Origin of the sequence: Gordonia zhenghanii (assembly GCF_021738965.1) — a bacterium.
Classification (GTDB): Bacteria; Actinomycetota; Actinomycetes; order Mycobacteriales; family Mycobacteriaceae; genus Gordonia; species Gordonia zhenghanii.
Genome location: NZ_JAKKOQ010000005.1, coordinates 260,934 through 282,929, shown reverse-complemented (window position 1 = coordinate 282,929; position 21,996 = coordinate 260,934). Strand labels below are relative to the sequence as shown.

General features: G+C 67.0%; 20 protein-coding genes. 8 read left to right on the top strand and 12 right to left on the bottom strand.

What is annotated here, in order from left to right; genetic code table 11:
• Nucleotides 1-48 precede the first annotated feature (48 nt).
• From L5G32_RS06040 to L5G32_RS06020, 5 genes are all read right to left on the bottom strand, one after another.
• Nucleotides 49-1,041 carry a VWA domain-containing protein gene (locus L5G32_RS06040; RefSeq protein WP_237010110.1) on the bottom strand — a complete coding sequence of 331 codons (993 nt, stop codon included), beginning with the start codon at nucleotides 1,039-1,041 and terminating at the stop codon, nucleotides 49-51.
• Nucleotides 1,038-1,979 (bottom strand): DUF58 domain-containing protein, encoded by a 942-nt coding sequence (locus L5G32_RS06035; protein ID WP_237010109.1) that lies wholly within the window; start codon nucleotides 1,977-1,979, stop codon nucleotides 1,038-1,040. Before L5G32_RS06035 ends, L5G32_RS06040 begins: the two co-directional genes overlap by 4 nt.
• On the bottom strand, nucleotides 1,966-3,096 hold the full coding sequence (locus L5G32_RS06030) for an AAA family ATPase (protein ID WP_237010108.1): 1,131 nt from the start codon (nucleotides 3,094-3,096) through the stop codon (nucleotides 1,966-1,968). The genes L5G32_RS06035 and L5G32_RS06030 overlap by 14 nt, the downstream gene beginning before the upstream one ends.
• 148 nt (nucleotides 3,097-3,244) lie before the next feature.
• Nucleotides 3,245-4,747, bottom strand: coding sequence for an NlpC/P60 family protein (locus L5G32_RS06025; protein ID WP_237010107.1), 1,503 nt, complete (start codon nucleotides 4,745-4,747; stop codon nucleotides 3,245-3,247).
• A 264-nt stretch (nucleotides 4,748-5,011) separates the two neighbouring features.
• Nucleotides 5,012-5,617: an Rv1476 family membrane protein gene (locus L5G32_RS06020; protein WP_237010106.1), complete on the bottom strand. Its 606-nt coding sequence runs from the start codon at nucleotides 5,615-5,617 to the stop codon at nucleotides 5,012-5,014.
• 249 nt (nucleotides 5,618-5,866) lie between these two features.
• On the opposite strand from L5G32_RS06020, the gene acnA reads away from it, so the two are divergent.
• The 5 genes from acnA to L5G32_RS05995 all read left to right on the top strand — a co-directional run bounded on the left by acnA (nucleotide 5,867) and on the right by L5G32_RS05995 (nucleotide 12,576).
• Nucleotides 5,867-8,662, top strand: a complete 2,796-nt coding sequence (acnA, locus tag L5G32_RS06015; protein ID WP_237010105.1) for an aconitate hydratase AcnA — start codon at nucleotides 5,867-5,869, stop codon at nucleotides 8,660-8,662.
• A gap of 32 nt (nucleotides 8,663-8,694) precedes the next feature.
• Nucleotides 8,695-9,261, top strand: a complete 567-nt coding sequence (locus L5G32_RS06010; RefSeq protein WP_237010104.1) for a TetR/AcrR family transcriptional regulator — start codon at nucleotides 8,695-8,697, stop codon at nucleotides 9,259-9,261.
• A 133-nt stretch (nucleotides 9,262-9,394) separates the two neighbouring features.
• Nucleotides 9,395-10,942 carry an acyl-CoA synthetase gene (locus tag L5G32_RS06005; RefSeq protein WP_237010103.1) on the top strand — a complete coding sequence of 516 codons (1,548 nt, stop codon included), beginning with the start codon at nucleotides 9,395-9,397 and terminating at the stop codon, nucleotides 10,940-10,942.
• A 156-nt stretch (nucleotides 10,943-11,098) separates the two neighbouring features.
• On the top strand, nucleotides 11,099-11,944 hold the full coding sequence (locus L5G32_RS06000) for an MSCRAMM family protein (RefSeq protein ID WP_237010102.1): 846 nt from the start codon (nucleotides 11,099-11,101) through the stop codon (nucleotides 11,942-11,944).
• Nucleotides 11,944-12,576: a class F sortase gene (locus tag L5G32_RS05995; RefSeq protein WP_265794750.1), complete on the top strand. Its 633-nt coding sequence runs from the start codon at nucleotides 11,944-11,946 to the stop codon at nucleotides 12,574-12,576. Before L5G32_RS06000 ends, L5G32_RS05995 begins: the two co-directional genes overlap by 1 nt.
• A gap of 27 nt (nucleotides 12,577-12,603) precedes the next feature.
• Here L5G32_RS05995 and L5G32_RS05990 read toward each other — a convergent pair whose 3' ends face one another.
• Nucleotides 12,604-14,232 (bottom strand): ABC-F family ATP-binding cassette domain-containing protein, encoded by a 1,629-nt coding sequence (locus L5G32_RS05990; RefSeq protein ID WP_237010100.1) that lies wholly within the window; start codon nucleotides 14,230-14,232, stop codon nucleotides 12,604-12,606.
• Between the two features lie 121 nt (nucleotides 14,233-14,353).
• Here L5G32_RS05990 and L5G32_RS05985 point away from each other — a divergent pair, with 121 nt between their 5' ends.
• Nucleotides 14,354-15,442: an NAD(P)-dependent alcohol dehydrogenase gene (locus L5G32_RS05985; protein WP_237010099.1), complete on the top strand. Its 1,089-nt coding sequence runs from the start codon at nucleotides 14,354-14,356 to the stop codon at nucleotides 15,440-15,442.
• 73 nt (nucleotides 15,443-15,515) lie between these two features.
• Complete coding sequence (locus tag L5G32_RS05980) at nucleotides 15,516-16,655, top strand: lycopene cyclase family protein (protein WP_237010098.1); 1,140 nt, start codon at nucleotides 15,516-15,518, stop codon at nucleotides 16,653-16,655.
• On the opposite strand, the gene L5G32_RS05975 is transcribed toward L5G32_RS05980, so the two are convergent.
• The 3 genes from L5G32_RS05975 to L5G32_RS05965 all read right to left on the bottom strand — a co-directional run bounded on the left by L5G32_RS05975 (nucleotide 16,636) and on the right by L5G32_RS05965 (nucleotide 19,233).
• The gene (locus L5G32_RS05975; protein ID WP_237010097.1) at nucleotides 16,636-17,763 is read right to left on the bottom strand and encodes a DUF7373 family lipoprotein; all 1,128 of its coding nucleotides are present in this window, start codon (nucleotides 17,761-17,763) and stop codon (nucleotides 16,636-16,638) included. The two genes, L5G32_RS05980 and L5G32_RS05975, sit on opposite strands and share 20 nt — an antisense overlap.
• 63 nt (nucleotides 17,764-17,826) lie before the next feature.
• Nucleotides 17,827-18,186 (bottom strand): thioredoxin, encoded by a 360-nt coding sequence (gene trxA / locus L5G32_RS05970; RefSeq protein ID WP_237010096.1) that lies wholly within the window; start codon nucleotides 18,184-18,186, stop codon nucleotides 17,827-17,829.
• Between the two features lie 69 nt (nucleotides 18,187-18,255).
• On the bottom strand, nucleotides 18,256-19,233 hold the full coding sequence (locus L5G32_RS05965) for an NAD(P)/FAD-dependent oxidoreductase (RefSeq protein ID WP_237010095.1): 978 nt from the start codon (nucleotides 19,231-19,233) through the stop codon (nucleotides 18,256-18,258).
• 48 nt (nucleotides 19,234-19,281) lie between these two features.
• Here L5G32_RS05965 and L5G32_RS05960 point away from each other — a divergent pair, with 48 nt between their 5' ends.
• Entirely contained in the window at nucleotides 19,282-19,875 is a 594-nt protein-coding gene (locus L5G32_RS05960) for a helix-turn-helix domain-containing protein (RefSeq protein WP_237010094.1), read from the top strand.
• Nucleotides 19,876-19,938: 63 nt separating this feature from the next.
• On the opposite strand, the gene L5G32_RS05955 is transcribed toward L5G32_RS05960, so the two are convergent.
• From L5G32_RS05955 to L5G32_RS05945, 3 genes are read right to left on the bottom strand one after another with little or no spacing between them, the layout of a single operon-like run.
• Nucleotides 19,939-20,277 (bottom strand): metal-sulfur cluster assembly factor, encoded by a 339-nt coding sequence (locus tag L5G32_RS05955; RefSeq protein WP_237010093.1) that lies wholly within the window; start codon nucleotides 20,275-20,277, stop codon nucleotides 19,939-19,941.
• A gap of 1 nt (nucleotide 20,278) precedes the next feature.
• Complete coding sequence (gene sufU, locus L5G32_RS05950) at nucleotides 20,279-20,728, bottom strand: Fe-S cluster assembly sulfur transfer protein SufU (RefSeq protein WP_237010092.1); 450 nt, start codon at nucleotides 20,726-20,728, stop codon at nucleotides 20,279-20,281.
• Nucleotides 20,728-21,993, bottom strand: a complete 1,266-nt coding sequence (locus tag L5G32_RS05945; protein WP_237010091.1) for a cysteine desulfurase — start codon at nucleotides 21,991-21,993, stop codon at nucleotides 20,728-20,730. The genes sufU and L5G32_RS05945 overlap by 1 nt, the downstream gene beginning before the upstream one ends.
• Between the last annotated feature and the right edge of the window lie 3 nt (nucleotides 21,994-21,996).

Genomic DNA, 21,996 nt, shown 5'->3' with positions numbered 1-21,996 from the left:
GAACGCTGCTGCGAACGCGGTCTCGGGGCGGTCGGGCGGGCGGTGCGATCAGGGAAGTCTGCGGTTGAGCAGGAGTGCGGCCATAGCGCCCAGAACCGCGAGCAACGTCCCGGCCAGCAGCCAGGGGCGCGAGTTGTCGCCGCGTTCCTTCTCGTAGCCGATCTGCTTCTGCAGGGTGTCGTACACCTTGTTGAGTTCGTCGAGGCTGGACGCGGTGAAGAAGTCACCCTGCGACAGATTCGCGATAGTGCGCAGCGACTCGTCGTCGACGGGTACGCCCACGCGTTCGACCCCGCCGCCCGGCGCCTCGATCTCGACGGTTCCGTGCAGGGTGCCGAAGGAGATCGTCGATACCGGGATCTCCTCCTCTTTGGCCTTGCGGGCTGCGGTGAATGCGCCTCGCGGGTCGTCCGGGCTCTCCGGAACGGTCTGTTTGCCGTCCGAGAGCAGCACGATCCGGGCCGGCGGTGCGGCGTCGTCTCCGCCGAGCGCGGCGTTGAGGGTCTGGACGAGTTGCAGCCCGGCGAAGATGCCTTCGCCGGTGGCCGTCTTCTCGGCGAGCTTCAGATTGTCGAGCGCCGACTTCGTTCGATCGTGGTCCGGTGTCGGCGAGACAAGCGTGGACGCGGTGCCCGCGTACGAGACCAGACCGAGGTTGATGCCGTCGGTCAGGTCGTCGGCGAACCGCTTGCCAGCCGCTTGAGCGGCCTGCAGACGTGACGGCGCCACGTCGGTCGCCTTCATCGACTGCGAGACGTCGACCACGAGCACGACAGTCGCGCGGTTGCGCGCCACGTCGCGTTCGGCGATCGGTCCGGAGAGCGCGACCGTCAGCAGCAGCAGCCCGACGGCGAGGATCGCGAACGGTACGTGGCGGAACCGGTCAGTCTTCGACGGCGCCACTGATTTGAGGACGTCCATGTTCGAGAACGCGAGTGCGCGAGCCTTGCGCTTGCGCAGCACATAGGCGTAGACGCCGACGAGTGCGACGACGAGCAGGATCGAGAACAGCCACCACGGGTGGGCGAACCAGTCGCTCATCGGGCCACCCCCGCCGCCATCCCGCGTCGTCGTTCGCCGACGAAACGCACGGTGTCGGCGATCCAGTCGCGGTCGGTGCGCAGCGACATGACGGGTCCGCCGCTCCCCCGGAACTCCCGATGGACGAGATCGCGATGTCCCTGCGCGGCGGCCGCGAAATCGGTGCGCAGTTGTGGCGTTGCGTCGACGTCGAGCAGTTCACCGGTCTCGGCGTCGCGCAGCGTCAGCTGGCCGACATCGGGGATCTCCAGATCACGGGGGTCGAGGACCTCGACGCCGAGAAGTTCGTGATGGGCGCCGATCGCACGCAGTGACCGTGTCCAGTCCAGTGGACCGAGGAAGTCGCTGACGACCACGGCGAGGCCTCGTCGACGCAGCGGACGTCGTAACGCCTCCAGACCTGCGGCGAGGTCACCGCGGACACCCGGCGTGCTGCGTTCGGTGGTGGCGACGGCCTTGAGGAGCGCCCGATCGTGCGCTCGGCCGGCGCGCGCGGGAATGCGGACGATGTCGTCGCCGGTCACCACGATCGCGCCGTGGCGGTTGCCGCCGCCCGCAGTGAGGTGCACGATCGCCGCGCAGGCCGCGACTGCGAGATCACGTTTGGTGCGCTCACCGGAGCCGAAGTCCAGGCTCGCCGACGCGTCGACGACGAACCACGTCTCGAGTTCGCGGTCGGCGATCATCTGGCGCACGTGCGGCGTCGACGTCCGCGCCGTGACCGACCACTCCATGCGGCGGATGTCGTCGCCGGGCTGGTACGGGCGCGCCTCGCCGGGTTCGGACCCCGGGCCCGGGATCAGGCCGAGGTGCTCGCCCTGGAGCACCCCGTCCAGCTTGCGACGGACAGTCAGCTCGAGGGACTTGAGCGCCGCCGTCAATTGCGGATCGTTGAGGGTCCCCTCGTGAAAGGACGGGTAGCCGCTACCGACCGGCATGACCCTGCTGATCCACACCGCTCGACTCAGGTGCCTGCGGTTGCACCGGCTGCTGAACCTGCGCTGCCGGCTGGGGCGCTGCCTGCTGGGGTACGGCCTGCTGGGGCTGCCCGACGGGCGTGGCGCTGACCTGCGGCAGTCCGACCGTCTGCATGATCCTGGTGATGATGTGGTCGGCGTTGACCTCGTCTGCGAGCGCGTCGTAGCTGAGGACCAGGCGGTGGCGAAGCACGTCCGGAATCACTTCGACGACGTCCTGCGGAATCACGTAGTCGCGGCCGTGGATCAACGCGAGCGCGCGAGCCGCGGCGACGATGCCGAGCGTGGCGCGCGGCGACGCACCGTAGGCCAGCCACTGCTCGACGTCGGTCAGTCCGACCTCTGCCGGGCGCCGCGTCGCGTTGATGACGCGGACCACGTAGTCGACGAGCGCGTGGTGCACGAACACGTTCGCGGCCTTGGCCTGCAGCAGCTTCGTGGTGTCCGGGTCGAGGATCTGCGTCGCCGACGGTGGGATGTTGCCCATTCGGTAGACGATTTCGCGTTCCTCTTCGACGGTCGGGTAGTCGACGAGGACTTTGAAGAGGAAACGGTCGCGCTGAGCTTCGGGGAGCGGGTAGACGCCCTCGTTCTCGATCGGGTTCTGAGTGGCCATCACGAGGAACGGCTCGGGCATCGGGTACGTCGTGCCGCCGATGGACACGTGCCGTTCCGCCATGACTTCCAGCAGCGCCGACTGCACCTTCGCGGGTGCGCGGTTGATCTCGTCTGCGAGCAGGAAGTTCGCGACGACGGGGCCGAGCTCGGTGTCGAACTCCTCACGGCCTTGCCGGTAGATGCGCGTGCCGATGAGGTCGGTCGGCACCAGGTCCGGCGTGAACTGGACACGCGAGAAGCTGCCGCCGATCACGGTCGCGAACGTCTCGACCGCAAGAGTCTTGGCGACGCCGGGCACGCCCTCCAGAAGGATGTGCCCCTTGGCGAGGAGCCCGACCAGGATCCGCTCGACCAATTTGTCTTGTCCGACGATCACGCGTTTGACCTCGTACATCGCGCGTTCGATAACCTTCGAGTCCTCGGCGGTGAGTGCCAGGTCCGGACTGTCCGTTGAAGTCAAGCGTTCGCTCCTGAAGATCGGCGTGCGTGGTTCTGGAGACCACAGTAGCGGTCGGCCCGCGGTCCTCGCCGTTCCACACGCGCTGATGTCGTTCCCGGCGTCGACGCAGCCGCCGCGTACCGAGCTGCCCATCCGTCCGCTCGCGGCGTCAGAGCAAGCGCACCACGTTCGGCGTCGCGCCCGCGGTCCGCACCGGCGAGATCTTCACGACGTCACCCGACTGCGGAGCCTCGATCATCGTGCCGTCACCGAGGATCAGCGCGACGTGCTGGCTGGCGCCGGGGCCGTAGAAGATCATATCGCCGCGGCGCATCTCCGACAGCGGAACCTGCGGGCCCGAGGTGTACTGGTAGCCGGTGTAGTGCGGCAGATCGATGCCGACGCCCGCGAATCCGTAGATCATCAGCCCCGAGCAGTCGAAACCGACCTTCTGGTAGTCGCCGTAGCTGTCGGCGACACCGCCGTCGCGGATGCCGAGAGTGGGCCCGTTGGCGTCGCCGCCGCCCCACGCGTAGGTGACGCCGAGCTGCGACTTCATGCGGTCGACGACGAGGTTGATCGCCTGTTCGCCGCGCAGCCCCGGACGGACCTGACCGGGGGCGCCGCCCTGCCCGCCGAACAGCGAGCCGAGTGAGCCGTTGCCGAGTCTGGTCAACGTGTTGTTGTCGCCTTCTTCGAAGAGGCTCGTTCCACCGATGCCGAGTTCGTCGAGGAGCTGTGAGTGCGGGATCTGCTGTTTTCCGACGAGGCTGGCGAGCAGTGCCTGTCCGGTGTCGGTGGCCAGACGTGCAGCAGCTGCTGTGGCCTGCGCAATCGCGTCGTCGCCTGCGACGGGCTTGGCGGGGATGGCGTCCACAGCGCGCTCGAGTCCGTCGGTGACCTCTGTCGGTGCTCCGGGAACCAGGGGCCGGGCAGGCGTGGTCTTCTCGGTGGCGCGTTCCTTGGCGGCAGGCTTGCCGCGCAACTTCGCCAGGCGGGCGGTTAGCGAGTCTCGCTGGCCAGCGAGTTCGGTCCGTTGAGTCTGCTGGTCGCGGACCGCCGACTGTGCGGCCTTGTACGCGGCCACGGCGTCGTCGCGACGCGCGGATGCGTCGGCCGCCGCTTCGACGCTCTGCTTCTTGGTGACTTCGGTCGCCGCCACTCGGTTGGCCTGCTGGTTGCGGGCGACTTGGAGTCTGCGGATCACGCCTTGCTGTTGGCGGGTCACCTGGTCGACGGCGGACATCTGCTCCAGGACCTTGTCCGGATCGTCGGAGGCGACGTACTTCGTCATCGCGCCACGGTTGTTGCCCTGGCGGTACACGGAACGGACGAATTCGTCGAACTCGTGCTGCGCACGCTCGACGTCGCCGCTCACCTTCTCCAGCGACGATTTGGCTCCGGTGTTCGCTTGGACGGCGAGGTGCCGAGCGGCGACCGCGTTCTGGAAGTCGACGAGCGACTTGTTGACGGTCTCTTGCCTGGCCGCGACCGCGTCGGCGAGTTCAGTGAGGTTCTGGTCGACGTCCGCGATCTGATTGATCAGCACCGCGACCGGATTCGACTTGGTCGGTTCAGCGATCGCGGGACCGGCGCCCAGGAGCGAGGCGAGAGCGAACGCTCCCACCACGCTGCCGCGTCTGGTCCACCGCGTGCCCGTATCAGCTCGCATCTACCGTGTACTCCCTTAACAATCGTCCCCCGCACACCACAAGTGTCCTCTGAACCGTACGTCACTTACGCAACACTGAAAACTGTGGTCAGCGAATTACAAAGGCGTGATTACCTGCACAAACGCAGTGAACAGCACAAAGTGGCGGCGGCTGACGTCGTCACATTTCGATAACACGCGATGGGCATGACAGAACCGGCCCGGTCGAGCGCGGGCGGACCGAATGCGGGCGGTCGAGAAGACGAGGGTCGGGAACCCGGTGAGTCAGGACGTGCGGTCGCCGCTCTGATCGGGTGCAGCGGCGACCGTGTCGTCCGGGGAGTCCGCACCCGACGCGGTGTCGTCCGCCGACTCCGACCGGCGTCGCCCGGTCAATCGAGCAGCGACCGCGCCGAGGATCACCACGACCATCAGAGCGATCGTCACCATCGTCCAGTCGACGTTGGGGTCGGTCGCCTTCTCGTAGATCTCGCGGGCGGCCTGCGGGACCGGCGCTCCGGTGGTCTTCTCGGCCGTCGCGTCCTCGATCTGGACTCGGCTGAAATCGGTGGAGCTGGTGCCGAGTCCGCCTGCACCGAAGACGAGGACGGTACCGCCCGTGGAGGTCTGGATCTCGTGCGCGATGTCGCGGTAGACCGTGAACGGCACATAGTGCTTATCGGTGACGAAGACGAACAGGTCGTGCCCGTCCGCTTTCGCCTCCTTCACGAGCTTCGTCAGCTCGGGAGTCTGATCGGCAGGCGCCACGACACCCGTCGCCTTCAGCTTGGCGGTGACCGCCGCGAGGTCGATGTCGGCCCAGGCGTCAGCGGGTCGTACGCCCACGGGATCGGGGGCAGCGACGGTGAACACGACCGGATCCGGACTCATTCGCAGGCTTCCTCGTCTCAAGTCGGGTGGCGGCGGGCTGTCGGCGTCGAGAATACGGCAGGACGTCGGCGCGACCGGCGCGCAGGTGAACTCGGCGCGTCGACTCGGCGTTCCACGCAAACCAGTACGTACGTACTGCTAGGATGGAGAGCGTAGTGAGACGGCGAAGACCCGTTCGGTCTCGCGACACTTCACGAACTTCCGGCGGCGCAGCCCGTCGCCGGTCAGCCCGAACAGAGTGGAGCACACATGAGCAACAATTCATTTGGAGCCCGCGGCACCCTTGAGGTCGGTGAGAACTCGTACGAGATCTTCCGCCTCAATGCAGTACCCGGCACCGAGAAGCTGCCATACGCATTGAAGGTACTCGCCGAGAACCTGCTGCGTACCGAGGACGGCGCCAACATCACGAGCGATCACATCAACGCACTCGCGAAGTGGGACCCGAGCGCCGATCCGAGCATCGAGATCCAGTTCACCCCGGCCCGCGTCCTCATGCAGGACTTCACCGGCGTTCCCTGCGTCGTCGACCTCGCGACCATGCGTGAGGCCATCACGGCACTCGGCGGCGACCCGAACAAGGTGAACCCGCTGTCCCCCGCCGAGATGGTCATCGACCACTCGGTGATCCTCGACGTGTTCGGCACGGCCAACGCCTTCGAGAAGAACGTCGAGCTCGAGTACCAGCGCAACGGCGAGCGCTACCAGTTCCTGCGCTGGGGCCAGGGCGCGTTCGACGACTTCAAGGTCGTCCCCCCGGGCACCGGCATCGTCCACCAGGTCAACATCGAGTACCTGGCCCGGTCGATCATGGTCCGCAACGGCCAGGCGTACCCCGACACCTGCGTCGGCACCGACTCGCACACCACGATGGAGAACGGACTCGGCGTCCTCGGCTGGGGCGTCGGCGGCATCGAGGCCGAGGCAGCGATGCTCGGTCAGCCCGTCTCCATGCTCATCCCGCGCGTCGTCGGCTTCAAGCTGTCCGGCGAGATCAACCCGGGCGTCACCGCGACCGACGTGGTGCTCACGGTCACCGAGATGCTCCGCGAGCACGGTGTGGTCGGCAAGTTCGTCGAGTTCTACGGCAAGGGCGTCGCCGAGGTGCCGCTGGCCAACCGCGCGACCCTGGGCAACATGAGCCCCGAGTTCGGTTCGACCTGCGCGATCTTCCCGATCGACGAGGAGACCATCAACTACCTGCGCCTGACCGGCCGCGACGACGAGCAGCTCGCGCTGGTCGAGGCGTACGCCAAAGAGCAGGGCATGTGGCACGACCCGGAGCACGAGCCGGTGTACTCGGAGTACCTCGAGCTCGACCTGGGCACGGTCGTCCCGTCGATCGCCGGCCCGAAGCGTCCGCAGGACCGCATCCTGCTGTCCGAGTCGAAGGTCGCGTTCCGCAAGGACATCCACAACTACGTGGAAGAGGGCACCACGCCGCACACTCAGCTCGACGAGGCCGTCGAAGAGTCGTTCCCGGCGTCTGATCCGGTCGCTCTCTCGTTCGCCGACGACGGCGCAGTGAACGTCCGCTCCGCTGCCGACGGCGCCGAGGGTCGTCCCTCGAAGCCTGTCGAAGTGAAGTCGGCCGAGCACGGGAACTTCGTCCTCGACCACGGCGCCGTCGCGGTCGCGGGCATCACCTCGTGCACCAACACCTCGAACCCGTCGGTCATGATCGGCGCAGGCCTCCTCGCCCGCAACGCGGTCGACAAGGGCCTCGCCTCCAAGCCGTGGGTCAAGACCAACATGGCTCCGGGCTCGCAAGTCGTCACCGACTACTACGAGAAGGCCGGCCTCTGGCCCTACCTCGAGAAGCTCGGCTTCTACCTCGGCGGTTACGGCTGCACCACGTGCATCGGTAACACCGGTCCCCTGCCGGAGGAGATCAGCGCCGCGGTCAACGACAACGACCTGACCGTCACCGCAGTCCTCTCGGGCAACCGCAACTTCGAGGGACGCATCTCCCCCGACGTCAAGATGAACTACCTGGCGTCGCCGCCGCTGGTCATCGCGTACGCACTCGCGGGCACGATGGACTTCGACTTCGAGTCGCAGGCACTCGGCCAGGACACCGACGGCAACGATGTCTTCCTGAAGGACATCTGGCCGTCCGCGCAGGAGATCGACGACACGATCAAGAACGCGATCAGCCAGGACATGTTCCGCAACTCGTACCAGGACGTGTTCGCCGGTGACGAGCGCTGGCAGAGCCTGAGCACCCCGGAGGGCAACACCTTCGAGTGGGACGACAAGTCGACCTACGTCCGCAAGGCTCCGTACTTCGACGGCATGACCGCCGAGCCGGAGCCGGTCTCCGACATCACGGGCGCACGCGTGCTCGCACTGCTCGGCGACTCGGTCACCACCGACCACATCAGCCCGGCGGGTCCGATCAAGCCGGGCACCCCGGCCGCCCAGTACCTGGACGCCAACGGAGTCGCGCGCAAGGATTACAACTCGCTCGGCAGTCGTCGCGGCAACCACGAGGTGATGATCCGCGGCACGTTCGCGAACATCCGTCTGCAGAACCAGCTGCTCGACGGCGTCTCGGGCGGCTACACGCGCGACTTCACGCAGGAGGGCGGCCCGCAGTCGTTCATCTACGACGCGTCCGTCAACTACAAGGAAGCCGGCGTCCCGCTGGTCGTCCTGGGTGGCAAGGAGTACGGTTCGGGCTCCTCGCGTGACTGGGCTGCCAAGGGCACCGTCCTGCTGGGCGTCAAGGCCGTCATCACCGAGTCGTTCGAGCGCATCCACCGCTCCAACCTCATCGGCATGGGTGTGGTCCCGCTGCAGTTCCCGGAGGGTGAGTCCGCCAAGACCCTCGGGCTCGACGGCACCGAGGTGTTCGACATCGAGGGCATCACCGCCCTCAACGACGGTGCGACGCCGAAGACCGTCAAGGTGACCGCGACGAAGGAGAACGGCGAGAAGGTCGAGTTCGACGCGGTCGTCCGCATCGACACGCCCGGCGAAGCCGACTACTACCGCAACGGCGGCATCCTGCAGTACGTCCTGCGGAACATGATCAAGAGCTGACGGGGCGAGTGCAACGACAGGAGTTGTAACAGATGCCACGGGTCAGCGATGACCGGCTCGCCGCGCGCCGTCGGGAGATTCTCGACGGTGCGCGGCACTGTTTCGCCGAGTTCGGCTACGAGGGCGCCACGGTCAAGAGGCTGGAAGAGACGACGGGCTTGTCGCGCGGCGCGATCTTTCACCACTTCAAAGACAAAGAGGCCCTGTTCCTCGCGCTCGCACGCGAGGACGCCGAGCGAATGGCTGATGTGGCGGCACAGGAGGGTCTGGTCCAAGTCATGCGCGACATCCTCGCGCGGCCGAAGGACTTCGACTGGCTGAGCACACGCCTCGAGATCGTGCGCAAGATCCGGAGCGATCCGGGATTCCGCGCAGCGTGGGAGGCACAGTCTGAGGATCGCGAGCGGGCGACGCTCGCACGTCTGGAGCGCAAGCGTCAGGCGGGCAGTCTCCGCAACGACGTCCCGCCCGAGGTCCTGGTGACCTACCTGGACGTGATCCTCGACGGCATCGTCACCCGCCTGGCGTCCGGCCAGTCGACCGACGATCTGCACGCCGTGCTCGATCTCGTCGAGTCATCGGTGCGCAAGCCGCGCTGAGGACTGAATCCACGTTGAAATGTCGACGTCTCGACTCCCACCGGAGTCGGGGCGTCGACATCGTGCTTTCCGGCGCTTTCGCGCGGACGCTCGGCTACCGTCTCAAGTGTCACCGAGACATAAGGAGCCTTACGTGTACCCAGGAACTCACGCCGCGGCCACCCCCGACAAGGCCGCGATCATCCGGCCGTCGACGGGTGAGACGGTGACCTATGCCGAACTGATGGACGCGTCGACGCGGATCGCGCATCTTCTGCGCGACGATCTGGGTCTGGTCCCCGGCGACACGGTCGCGATCGTCTCGGACAACGATCTGCGGGTCTTCGACGTGTACTGGGCGGCGATTCGCAGCGGGATGTACGTGACTGCCGTCAACAATCATCTGACGGCGCCCGAAGTGAACTACATCCTCGAGGACTGCGACGCGAAGGCGCTCTTCGCGTCGTCTGCCGTGGCCGGCGCCGTCGAACGCGCCCACGAGATTCCGGCGCTGAGCGACGGGGCCCGACGCATCGCGTGGGGCGATGCTCTGAACGGGTTCGCCGACTACGCGCAGGTCAAGGCGAACGCGTCGGCCGAAGCGTTGACCGCCCAACCGCGCGGCATGGACATGCTGTACTCGTCGGGCACCACGGGCCGCCCCAAAGGCATCAAGCCGAACATGTCCGACGTCCAGGTCGACGAGGTCCCCGACCTGATCTCAATGGTCTTCGGGCCGGTGTACGGATTCGACACCGACACCGTCTACCTCTCTCCCGCGCCCGTCTACCACGCGGCTCCACTGCGCTACTGCGCCATGGTGCACGCTCTCGGCGGCACCGTCGTCCTCATGGATCGCTTCGAACCGGAAGCCGCACTAGCGCTGATCGACGAGTACCGGGTCACGCACAGCCAGTGGGTGCCGACGATGTTCGTCCGGATGCTCAAACTCCCCGAGGACGTCCGCGCGAAATACGACGTGTCGAGCATGAAAGCCGCGATCCACGCCGCCGCGCCGTGCCCGGCCGAGGTGAAGAAGGCGATGATCGAGTGGTGGGGACCGGTCATCAACGAGTACTACGCGGCCACTGAGGCCGCGGGCGTCACCTTGATCGGCTCACAGGACTCCCTCGACCGACCGGGATCGGTCGGAAAAGCGGTACTCGGCGTCGTCCACATCTGCGGCGACGACGGCGCCGATCTGCCGACCGGCGAGGTCGGAACCGTGTACTTCGAGCGCGACGAGATGCCGTTCGCGTACCACAACGATCCGGAGAAGACCGCTGCCGCACAGCATCCGGAGCATCCGAACTGGGCGACAACCGGGGACCTCGGGTATCTGGACGCCGACGGCTTCCTCTACCTGACCGACCGCAAGGCCTTCGTGATCATCTCGGGCGGGGTGAACGTCTACCCGCAGGAGGCCGAGAACGTCCTCATCAACCATCCGTCGGTGTACGACGTCGGGGTGATCGGTCTGCCCGACGAGGATCTCGGCGAGGTCGCGACCGGCTTCGTCCAACTGGTCGACGGAGTCTCCGGTTCCGATGACCTGTCCGCCGAACTGGTCGAATACGCGAAGGGTCAGTTGGCCGCCTTCAAGGTGCCGCGCACCGTCCGCTTCGTCGACGAGCTGCCGCGAACGCCGACGGGGAAACTCGTCAAGGGTGATCTGCGCAAGCAGGTGCTCGGCTCCGCCTAGCTCACGCGGCGTGTCCGGCCCCGGGCCTGTCGGTCATTCAGATGACCGACAGGCCCGGTTCCGGCCGTAACCGATCGTCTCCGATGAGCGACGTACTCCATGTCGGGAACCACCGCCGTGGTGCGTGTGTCACCCGGCCGTCCTCAGGAGACGGACATGATCAGAACCCTCCATCGGATACTTCTCGCCGTCGCTGCCGTGGTGATAGCGCTGGTCGCAGCCGCCGCGCTGACGTCGCCTCCGACGTCCGCGGAGCCGGACACGACGACACCTGCTGAATCGACGACGAGCGAGACCACTCCAGCACCCCCGACTACGACACCCCCGACCACCAAAACCCCGAGCACCACATCCCCGAGCACCCCGCCCTCGAGCACCACGCCGTCGGAGGCCGGCCTGGGCACCGTCACCGTGCAGGCGATCGATCTCAAGACCAACATCCCCGTCTCCGGAGTCGGGGTGGACCTCACCTCGGGCGACGTCGTGAAGACCGTGAACACGTCGGCGAGCGTCGAGATGCCTGCGGGTGTCGTGTCCGCGACGATCACCGCGATACCGGACGGCTACGACTTCGACAGGTCGTGGATCGACCCGTCGAGCGTAAATCTGCCTGTAGGCGGCACCGTGTCGTTCGTCGTCTCCCTGGGCCGTGAAGGTCAGGTCGGCGCGGTGTCGATCACCAAACGCGACGCGGTCACCGGAGCGCTGTTGCCCGGCGCACGCTACCGCATCTCCACGGCGCACAGCGACCAGAGCCTGATCCTCTCCACCAGCCCGTCTGGCACCGGAGCCGTTCACCTTGCCCCCGGCGGCTACACGATCCAGGAGGTCGGCGCACCGGCGGGCTACCTGCTCGACTCGACTGTCAGGTTCGTCGCCGTGAACCCGTCTCAGACGCGGCACCTGGAACTGTACGACTCCCCGATCGAGCAGCCGGTGATCGTCCGCGACCCGAACGGTCGGGTGCCGCTCACGTCGATACCCACCGGCCGGACGCACTGATGTCGGGCGTCCAGCGGACTCTCTCCTGCCTGACTCTCCCCTGCCGGGCACTAGTCTGGACCGTCGCCGCTGTGGTGTTGGTGGCTACCGGCGCCTGCGGCTCACCGGATTCCGCCTCGGAGGCCACCGCGGCTCAGTCCGACCTTCGTCCTCCGATCACCGCTGTGTCGCACGAACCGTCCACGCCGACGAGGGTGGTCATCGACGGCCAATCGGCTCCGACCCAGGCAGTCGCCACCGATGCGCAGGGGACGCTGCTGCCGCCGACCGACGTCGCGCAGCTGGGGTGGTGGGTCGACTCGGCGCTGCCGGGGTCCGGAGCGGGAACCATCGTCATCGCCGGACACGTCGACGACGTCGCGCAGGGCACCGGCTATGCGGCTCGGTTCGGGAAGCTGACCCCGAGGAGCACCGTGACGATCGACACCGCCGACGGCGGGCATCGGGCGTACCGGGTCGCGCGTGTGGTGGATGCGCAGAAGAAGGGCACCGGCGGCGACGCAGTTCCGTTCGACGAGCTCAATCGGCTCGACGGGCCGGAGACCCTGGCGCTGGTCACCTGCGGCGGTCCGTTCGTCGGCCCACCGCTCGGCTACCGCGACAACATCGTCGTCTTCGCTACGCCGGACTGACCGCCTCAGCTACGGCTAACTCGCTGGTCAGGCGAGTTCGATGAGTTCCTGGTACTCGTCGGACCAGTGGTCCTCGGTGCCGTCGGGCAACAGGATGACGCGCTGCGGCTCCAACGCCTCGGCCGCGCCCGGGTCGTGGGTCACCAGGACCACGGCGCCGGTGTAGCTCCGGAGTGCTTCGAGCACCTGCTCGCGGGAGATCGGGTCAAGGTTGTTCGTCGGCTCGTCGAGGAGCAGCACGTTGGCTGCCGACGACACGAGACCGGCCAACGCGAGACGGGTCTTCTCACCGCCGGACAGTGTTCCGGCGGGCTGCTCGAGCTGCGGCCCGGTGAACATGAACGCACCGAGGAGACCGCGGAGGTCCTGCTCGCCCGCATCGGGTGCGGCATGGCGGATGTTCTCCCACACGGACGCATCGTCGTCAAGCGTGTCGTGCTCCTGGGCGAAGTAGCCGATCTTGAGCCCACGGCCCGGTTCCAAGCCGCCGAGATCGGGCTTCTCCACTCCCGCGAGGAGTTTGAGGAGCGTCGTCTTACCCGCACCGTTGAGGCCGAGGATCACCACGCGCGACCCCTTGTCGATGGCGAGGTCGACACCGGTGAAGATCTCGAGCGAACCGTACACCTTGGTCAGGTTGGACGCGATCAGCGGCGTCTTTCCGCACGGTGCGGGCTCCGGGAACCGGATGTGCGCGGTCTTGTCGGACACCCGGACCTCGTCGAGGTCGTCGATCATCCGCTCGGCACGCTTGAGCATCTGCTGCGCAGCCGTCGCCTTGGTGGCCTTGGCTCCGAGCTTGGCGGCCTGTGTGCGTAACGTCGACGCCTTCTTCTCGGCGTTCGCGCGCTCGCGTTTGCGTCGCTGTTCGTCGGTGGCGCGCGCGTCGAGGTAACGCTTCCACGTCATGTTGTAGACGTCGGCCTCGCCGCGGACCGCGTCGAGGAACCACACGCGGTTGACCACGCCGGCGAGCAGGTCGACGTCGTGACTGATCACGACGAGTCCGCCCTCGTGGTTCTGCAGGAAGGCCCGCAGCCACGTGATCGAGTCGGCGTCGAGGTGGTTGGTCGGCTCGTCCAACAGCAGAGTGGTATCCGACTTGCCCGAACCGTCGGACGCAGCGAAGAGGATGCGCGCCAACTCGATACGACGACGCTGACCACCCGAGAGAGTCCGCAACGGCTGTTCGAGCACGCGGTCGGGCAGGCCGAGGCTGTTGCAGATGCGGGCGGCATCGGATTCGGCGACGTAGCCGCCGAGGTTCGAGAAGCGCTCCTCCAGCTGGGCGTACCGCGAGATCGCCTTGTCTCGCACCTTGTCGTCGGCGGCCTCCTCCATCAACGTCTGCTGCTTGCCCATCGACGACAAGATCTCGTCCAGGCCGCGCGCGGAGAGCACCCGGTCTTTGGCGAGGACGTCGAGGTCGCCCTCTTTCGGGTCCTGCGGGAGGTATCCGATCGGGCCGGATGCGCGGACGTCGCCCGCGTACGGCTGGGTCTCCCCGGCCAGGATGCGCAGCGACGTCGTCTTGCCCGCACCGTTACGACCGACGAGTCCGATCCGGTCGCCCGGCTGGATGCGCAGGTGGTCTCCGGGCGCTGACAGCAGAGTCCTCGCGCCCGCTCGAACTTCCAGGTCAGTCGCGGTGATCACGAGGATCCATCGTACGGATGACCGGCCGGTATCGGCGAATCGAGAAACGTGGGGCACCACACCCCGAGTTCCATAAGTCGAGATATGCTCACTGGGACCCGGACTCGACGAGAGGCGATCGATGCGCGCTGCAATCCTGAACGAGATCGGCGGGGACCTCACTGTGCGCGAGGTGGCCGCCACGGACCTCGTCGCAGGCGAAGTCCTGGTGAAAGTGCACGGGGTGGGCGTCTGCCACACCGATCTGACCGTCATCGACGGCGCGCTGCCGCAGCACACGCCCATCGTCCTCGGCCATGAAGGCGCTGGCGTCGTCGAAGCCGTCGGGCCCGGCGTCACCGAACTCGAGGTCGGCGACCACGTGGTGTGCAGTTTCACCTCCTGCGGCCGCTGCCGTCGCTGTTCCGTCGGGTCTCCGGCGTACTGCACCCGGTTCGCGTCGCTCAATTACGCGGGCGTCCGGTCGGACGGGTCCACGACCCTGGTCGATCCGGCCGGCGGCCGGGTGCACGGCAACTGGTTCGGGCAGTCGACCTGGGCGACGCACGCGGTCGCGAGTGTCGCGAACGCGGTGCGGGTCGATGCCTCGCTGCCGATCGAGCTGCTCGGCCCGCTCGGGTGCGGTCTGCTGACCGGCGCGGGCGCGGTCCTCAACGTGCACCGGCCCAGGACCGGGCAGAGCTACGGCGTCTGGGGCCTCGGTCCCGTCGGACTCGCGGCGGTGATGGCCGCGAAGTCGTCCGGGTGCGACGCGATCGTGGGTGTCGACCCGAACCCGGCTCGGCGCGCACTCGCACTCGACGTCGGCGCGACCGCCGTGTACGAGCCTGCGGACGACCTCGCGAAGAACCTCGTCCGCGAGACTCGGGGTGGCCTCGACTTCACGCTCGAAGCCGTCGGGACGCCTGCGGTCGTCCACCAGGCATTGATGTCTCTCGCGTCGCCGGGGTCGTGCGTCACCGTCGGGTTCCGCGGCCCGAAGAACCCTGTCGAGGTAGATCAGGGACATCTGCTTCAAGGGCGTTCTCTGCGTGGTGTCATCGAAGGCGACGCCGATCCGCACGTGATGATTCCGCGTCTCGTGCAGATGTGGTCCGACAGCGAATTCCCATTCGACGCTCTGATCACGACGTATCCGTTCGACGACATCGCGTCCGCTGTCGCCGACTTCCGGACGGGCGTCGTCGTCAAGCCGGTGCTGCTGCCCTAGCGTCCAGCGACTTTGACCTAGCGTTCAGCGCCAGTGCCCTAGCGTTCAGCGACTTTGACCTAGTGTTGCGGCTGTGACCACGATCTACGACCTCGCCGTCGTCGGCGCAGGCCCGGCGGGACGGTCGCTCGCACACCGGGCATTGGCCGCCCGGCTGCGGGTGGCCGTCGTCGACCCGGCTCCCGACCGGATCTGGTCGGCGACGTACGGGGTCTACACCGCCGACCTCCCGGACTGGTTCGACGATTCGGCCGTCGCGGCGTCGGCTCCGACGGTCACCGTGTTCACCCCGACGGAACGAGTGATTCCCCACGGGTACGCGATCGTGGACACTGCGGTGTTCCAACGCACGCTGGGTATCGACGGCGCAGACGTGCGTGTCTGCTTCGCGCTGGCCGTCACCGCGTCGACGGTGACCTGCTCGGACGGCCGGCAGGTGCGCGCCACGCACGTGGTCGACGCGCGAGGAGCCCGGTCCGTCGACCATCAGAGCGGTCCTCGACAGACTGCGGCCGGATCCGTCGTCCCCTCCGACGACGCGTCGATGGTGTTGATGGACTGGCGGCCGGCCGGCCGCACTCCCCCCGACACGGCCCGGTCGTTCAGTTACCGAGTGGCGTTAGGCGGCGGACGACGTCTCGTCGAGGAGACGTGCCTGGCCGGCAACCCGCCCATCGCCGTCGACGCGCTCGCCGAACGGAGTCGGGCACGCAATGGCCGTCCGCTCGTGGATGACGGGCTCGACGAAGCAGTCGACTTCCCGCTCGTGGCCCGAACGACTCCGTGGCGGCGTGTCGCCGACGAGCCGCTGCGGTTCGGCGCGGCGGGCGGACTGATGAATCCGGCGACGGGATACAGCGTCGGACAGTCGTTGCAGGCGACAGACGTCGTGGTCGAGGCGATCGTCGCGGGGCGCGATCCCCACGCCGCACTGTGGCCGCGGCGAGCGCGGCTGGCCTACCGACTGCGCGTTCTCGGGCTCACCGTCCTGCTGTCTCTGGACTCAGACGACGTGGTGGCGTTCTTCGACGCGTTCTTCCGTATCGATCCGAAGCTGCAGCACCGCTACCTGTGCGGGCGGGACGACGCCGTCGGCGTTCTGCGGGCGATGGCTGCGGTCTTTCCACGGTTGCCGATGCGGCTGCGCCGACGAGCCGTGGCGGCCGCAGCATCGGGGCAGCCGTCTGCGCCTGTCACTGATCCAACTCTTTGAGGAACCCGTACTGCGCGGAGATCTGCTCCTGCGCGTCCTTCAGATCCGTCCCGTAGACCTCGCCGACGTACGGACCGACGGCGACGAAGCAACCGGAGCGATCGTCCCTGGTCATGCATTGCGCGACGTTGAGGTCCTGCGGACTCGCCGCCTTGCGCGACGTCTCGTCTTCGAAATCGGCGACGAGAAAGTCGATCCAGCCCTCGGCCTGCTCGTGACTGGCAGCTCTGTAGGCCTGGGTGCCGTTCCACGCGAACTGCTCGATGCCCGCCCTCTTCAGCGCTGCCAACGCGGCCGACTGATCGCTGTAGAACAGAGCAGCGGCGCGCTGGCCGTACACCGAACCGGTCAGCGGGTTGCCGCTGTCGTCACTGACCGTCCCGGTCAACAGGTTGTCCGGGTCGATGCTGCGGTCGTCGCTCTCCGGTCCCATCGCGTCCAACAGTGACTTCTGTCGGTCGTATGCGGTCTTGACGATTCGCTCGGGCCAGTCGCGGTCGGGGGCGTCGGCCCACGTGTAGATGAGTCGCTGCCCGACTGCGGTGAACGCGGCAACTGTGTGCTTGCCGCGCTCGCCGTCGTGGATGGTCACCGACTCGGCGGGCATTCCGGGAATGCGGACTCGCTCGTAGTTCGAATACTCCCGGTCGTCTTTGAGCATCGAACCGGACAACTGGCCGACGGAGGCGGAGGCGGCTTCTGCGTCGCTGAACACATACACGGCGTGGTTGATGCCGGTGTCGTTCTTCGTGCCGTTGCCGGACGACAGCGTGAATCCGTACTGGAAGTCCTTCATCACCGGTAGCCGATCTGTGTCCGGGATGACGGTCTGCGTGTTGGTCACGCTCGCCAGTGATTGGGTCGGCATCTTGCCTTCGTCCATCACCGGATCGAGGTCGTGCGCGAAGATCATGTGCTCGGCGAGTCGGGCGCCCCGCAGTTTCGCCCACGCGATGTCGGAAGTCGCGTCGCCTGCGGGTGCGGTCTGCATTGCCCCGTACTTGCCGGTCTGCAGTTCGATCGGACCGCGCGTCGGGGTTCCGTCGACGGAGCAGCCGGCCAAGACACAGGTCACCGCGGCCGCGGCCGCGACCAAAGACTTTCGCATGCTGCGATAGTACGGGTAGCCCGACGTGGCTCCTCCCAGCGAATGACTCGCCGGTGAGCCTCGTTACTCGCTCTGGCCGCTCTCGCGCAGGGCCTTCTCCACGTCGAGCTCCTTGAGCTGCTCGATCAGCGAATCGAGGGCCTGCGGGGGAAGCGCGCCTGCCTCGTTGAACACGAGGTGCCCGTCCTTGAACGCCATGATGGTCGGGATGGATCTGATCGACGCCGCGGACGCGAGCTGCTGCTCCGCCTCTGTGTCGACCTTGGCGAAGACGATGTCGTCGTGCTTCTCCGAGGTCGACGCGTAGGTCGGTGCGAACTGCTTGCAGGGTCCACACCATTCGGCCCAGAAGTCGACGAGGACGATCTCGTTGTCGTTGACGGTCTTCTCGAAGTCCGCTCCGGTCAAATCAATGGTTGCCATGTGTGTATTCAACACCGTCGCGGTCGCCGCGTATTCCATCGGCGGCGAAGGTCGTGAATTCCGGCGCGGTCAACGGCCCGACGCCGCCTCCCGTGCGGTGCGGACGTCCTCGGTGAGTAGGTCTGCGGTGAGCATCGCGCCTGCCAGGACGCCTTCACTTGCGGCCGTCGCGACCATCGCGGCGAGATTCCCCGCGTTTCCGGCAGCCCACACGCCTGGGACCGATGTCGCCCCGAATTGGTCGGTCGGAATCATCACGCCCATCGGATGATCCTCCGGTCGCCCACCGAGGCGCTCGTAGAGGTCGGTGCGCGCCGTCATCCGCGGACCGACCACGACCGCGTCGACGGCGTGCGGCTCACCGCTCACGCGGACTGCTCGGACATCCCGCCCGTCGACGTCGACGCGTTCGACGTCGCCGACGACCACTGCGACACCCATGGCGTCGAGATCGGTGCGCTGCTCGTCCTCGAACTCGACGCCGTTGGCGAATACCGTTGTCCGGTCGGCGAGACGTGCGAACAGCAGCGCCTGGTGGGTGGCCTGCGGTGCGTTCGTCGCGATCACGCCTACTCGGAGCCCGACGACCTCGTACCCATGACAGAACGGACAGTGCAGGACGCCGTGTCCCCAGGCCTGGCTCACGCCGTCGATGTCGGGCAGTTCGTCGAGAAGACCCGTGGCGAGGAGGATCCGGCGTGCGGCGACCGACCGTCCGTCGTCCAGGTCGAGGACGAATCCCCTGTCCTCGCTGTCCTCGCTGTCCTCGCTGTTGCGCGTGGCGTCGCGGACGGTCCCGTCTGCGAAGTCCGCTCCGTAGGAGGCGGCTTCGGCTCGGCCTTCGCGTACGAGTTCGGCCGGCGCGATCCCCTCCCTGCCGAGGACGTTGTGTGCGCCCGCCGCGGGCAGGTTCCGTTGACTGCCTGCGTCTACGACCAGCACCGACCGCAATGACCGACCGAGTGCCACGGCTGCGGAGAGTCCGGCCGGTCCGCCGCCGACGATCACGACGTCGTACGCCGTCTGTTCGTTCTCATGAAGTCTCATACGGTCAACGGTAGGCAACATATGCCGCAAACGCATACACTATTGCCTATGACGCAAGAATTGCCGAATGGCCACGAATCTCCGGATGACGTAGACGTACTGGTCCGACAGCGCATACGCGGCCTCCGGGTCGCTCAGGGCTGGACCTTGGACTCGCTGGCCCGCCGGTGCCATGTGAGCCCGTCGACGCTCTCTCGGATCGAGACCGGGCATCGCCGGGTGGCATTGGACCAGCTGGTGCCGATCGCCCGAGCGCTGGGCACCACGCTCGACCAACTCGTCGAACCGGTCGGTGACGACGACGTCGTGATCCGCCCGGAGCCTCACCAACGGCCGGGCGTCCTGACCTGGCTGCTGTCCCGCGATCGCGCCGAGAGCGGTGTGATCGTGGCGAAGATGAGACTCTCACCTGTCCCCGGCCCGGTGGCCGAGCAACGCGTCCACCCGGGGCACGAATGGTTCACGGTGCTCGCCGGCACGGTGCGACTGCATCTCGGCGACCGTGTCATCGACGTCCAGGAAGGCGAAGCGGCAGAATTCGACACGATGACGCCCCACTACTTCACGGCCTACCGCAAGAGCGCCGAGATCCTCACGATCTTCGACCGCGACGGCGAGCGAGCGCACCTGCACGACGACTGACCCGCGAGCGAGCGGTGCCAGCCGCCCGACCCGCGGGTCAGTGGTGTGGGAGAAAGTCGTGTGTCAGACGGTGAAGCCGAGGGCACGCAACTGCTCGCGGCCGTCGTCGGTGATCTTGTCCGGTCCCCATGCGGGGATCCACACCCAGTTGATCTCCATGTCGGTGCACAGACCGCTGTTGACGAGAACGCTGCGCGTCTGGTCCTCGATGACGTCGGTCAGCGGGCAGGCGGGCGACGTGAGCGTCATGTCGATCTTCACTGCGGCCTCGTCGTCGACGGCGACCTCGTAGACGAGGCCGAGATCGACGACGTTGATGCCCAATTCGGGGTCGACGATGTCGTACATGGCTTCCAGGACGTCGTCCTGGCTGGGTAGCGAGGTCTGAACTGCGTCGGTCATTTCATGCTCCAGTCTTCTCGGCGACGCTCTGTGATACCGCGTCCTTGAATGCCATCCATCCGAGCAACGCACATTTTACGCGCGCCGGATACTTGCTGACGCCTGCGAAGGCGATGCCGTCACCGATGACGTCCTCGTCGCCGCTGTCCTGGCCGCGCGAGGTCATCATGGTGTTGAACGAGTCGAGAGCGGCCATCGCGTCGTCGACGGGCAGACCGACGACCTGGTCGAACAGCACCGATGTCGACGCCTGCGAGATGGAACAGCCCTGGCCGTCGTACGAGATGTCGGCGATCGAGTCGTCGACGACACAGACCCGCAGGGTGATCTCGTCCCCGCACGTCGGGTTGACGTGGTGGACTTCGGCGTCGAACGGGTCACGCAGACCGCGACCGTGCGGATGCTTGTAATGGTCCAGGATCACCTCCTGGTACATCTGATCCATTCTCATCAGCGTCCTCCGAAGAAATTCTGTGCGACCTTGATCGCATCGGCGAGGGCGTCGACTTCGTCGAGCGTGTTGTAGAGGGCGAACGAGGCGCGCGCGCTCGCGGCGACACCGAACTTCCGGTGCAGCGGCCACGCGCAGTGATGGCCCACTCGGATGGCCACACCCTCGTCGTCCAGGACCTGTCCGAGGTCGTGGGCGTGGATGCCAGCGACGTCGAACGAGACGGCTCCGCCACGTGCGACGGCGTCAGTCGGGCCGACGAGTCGCAGCCCGTCGATCTCGGTGAGTCGCGCCAATGCGTGCACGACGAGATCGTGCTCGTGTGCCGCGACGGCGTCCATGCCGATGGCCTGAAGATAGTCGACTGCCGCGCCGAGCCCGACGACCTGCGAGGTCATCGGCACACCGGCCTCGAACCGCTGCGGCGGGGCCGCATACGTCGAACCCTCCATGGTGACGGTCTCGATCATCGAGCCGCCGGTGAGGAACGGCGGCAACTGATTCAGCAGCGACGTCTTCCCGTACAGGACGCCGACCCCGGAGGGGCCGAGCATCTTGTGCCCGGAGAACGCCGCGAAGTCGACGTCGAGTGCCCGGAAGTCGACGGCCGCGTGCGGCACCGACTGGCAGGCGTCGAGCACGACGTACGCACCGACGGCGCGAGCACGCGACACGAGCTCGTCGACGTCGGCCACGGCGCCCGTGACGTTCGACTGGTGGGTGAACGCAACGATCTTCACGGTCTCGTCGAGGACGAGCGAGTCGAGGTCGATCCGACCGTCGTCGGTCACCGAGTACCACCGGAGGGCGGCCCCGGTGCGACGCGCGAGCTCCTGCCACGGCACGAGGTTCGCGTGATGCTCGAGTTCGGTGACGACGATGGTGTCGCCTTCGCCCAACGTCTTTCCGCCGAGCAACGGCGCGGATCGATCGTCGCCGAGGGTGTACGCCACGAGGTTCAGCGCCTCGGTCGCGTTCTTGGTGAACACGATCTCGTCCGCCGACGCGCCGACGAAGGAGGCGATGGCTCCGCGCGCGTACTCGTACGCGTCGGTCGCCTCCTCGGCGAGTTGGTGGGCTCCGCGGTGGACGGCGGCGTTTCGGTTCAGCAGGAAGTCGCGTTCGGCGTCGAGCACCTGCAGCGGCCGTTGTGACGTGGCCCCCGAGTCGAGGTAGACCAGAGGCTTGTCGTCACGAACGGTCCGCGACAAGATCGGGAAGTCCGCGCGAACGGCGGCGACGTCGAGACCCGTTGCCACAGTCATCGG